Consider the following 1,640-nt stretch of genomic DNA (forward strand, 5'->3'; position numbering starts at 1 on the left):
TCGACCGCCGTGGGGCGCGTCCCCGTGCTCGACGTCCGGCCGGTGGTCCAGCGGGGGCGCCGGCCCGCCAAGGCCGTGACCGGCGAGACGTTCGAGATCTCGGCCACCGTGTTCCGGGAGGGGCACGACGCGGTGGCGGCCAACGTGGTGCTGACGGACCCCGGAGGGCGTCCGGGGCCGTTCACCCCGATGCGGGAGCTGGCACCCGGCACGGACCGGTGGGGGGCGGCCGTGAGCGCCGGGGAGCCCGGCCTGTGGACGTACACCGTGGAGGCCTGGGGGGATCCGGTCACCACGTGGCGGCACCACGCGCGGATCAAGATCCCGGCGGGCATGGACATCGAGGTGGTCCTGGAGGAGGGCGCCCGGCTGCACGAACGGGCGGCTGCCGGAGTACCGGACTCCGGGCCCCGGGGCGTGCTGCTCACCGCCGTGGGCTCGCTGCGGGACGAGAGCCGTCCGCCGGCTTCCCGGCTGGCGGGGGCGTTGACGCCGGAGGTGGACGCGGTACTGGCCCGCCATCCACTGCGGGAACACGTCACCAGCAGCGACCCGCTCCCTCTCCTGGTGGAACGCGAGCGGGCCCTCTACGGCTCCTGGTACGAGTTCTTCCCCCGCTCCGAGGGCACCCCCGAACAGCCGCACGGCACCTTCACCACCGCCGCCCGCCGCCTCCCCGCGATCGCCGCCATGGGCTTCGACGTCGTCTACCTCCCCCCGATCCACCCCATCGGCACCACCTTCCGCAAGGGCCCCGACAACACCCTCGACGCCGCACCCGACGACGTCGGCGTCCCCTGGGCCATCGGCTCACCCGAAGGCGGCCACGACGCCGTCCACCCCCGGCTCGGCACCCTGGAGGACTTCACCCGCTTCGTCACCCGCGCCCGCGAACTCGGCCTCGAGGTCGCCCTCGACTTCGCCCTCCAGTGCTCCCCCGACCACCCCTGGGTCCACAAACACCCCGCATGGTTCCACCACCGCCCCGACGGCTCCATCGCCTACGCCGAGAACCCCCCGAAGAAGTACCAGGACATCTACCCCATCGCCTTCGACGCCGACATGGACGGCCTGACCACCGAGACCTGCCGGATCCTGCGCCACTGGATGCACACCGGAGTACGCATCTTCCGGGTGGACAACCCCCACACCAAACCCGTCGTGTTCTGGGAACGCGTCATCGGCGACATCAACCGCACCGACCCCGACGTCATCTTCCTCGCCGAGGCCTTCACCCGCCCCGCGATGATGCGCACCCTCGCCGACATCGGCTTCCAGCAGTCCTACACCTACTTCACCTGGCGCAACACCAAACAGGAACTCACCGACTACCTCACCGAACTCTCCGGCGACGCCGCCGCCTCCATGCGGCCCAACTTCTTCGCCAACACCCCCGACATCCTGCACGCCTACCTCCAGCACGGCGGCCGCCCCGCCTTCGAGGTCCGCGCCGTCCTCGCCGCCACCCTCTCCCCCTCCTGGGGCATCTACAGCGGCTACGAACTCTGCGAGAACACCCCCCTGCGCGAAGGCAGCGAGGAATACCTCCACAGCGAGAAGTACCAGCTCCGCCCCCGCGACTGGGAATCCGCCGAACGCGAGGGACGCACCATCACCCCCCTCATCACCAGGCTCAACAC

The 1,640-nt window shown here is 71.1% G+C and carries 1 protein-coding gene; it reads left to right on the forward strand.

Annotated elements, in window-relative coordinates; genetic code table 11:
• Positions 1-1,640: alpha-1,4-glucan--maltose-1-phosphate maltosyltransferase (locus B9S61_RS15085; RefSeq protein ID WP_103542721.1), on the forward strand; the 1,640-nt coding region annotated here is incomplete at both ends.

This window comes from Streptomyces sp. SM1 (genome assembly GCF_002910825.1).
GTDB classification, from domain to species: Bacteria; Actinomycetota; Actinomycetes; order Streptomycetales; family Streptomycetaceae; genus Streptomyces; species Streptomyces okerensis.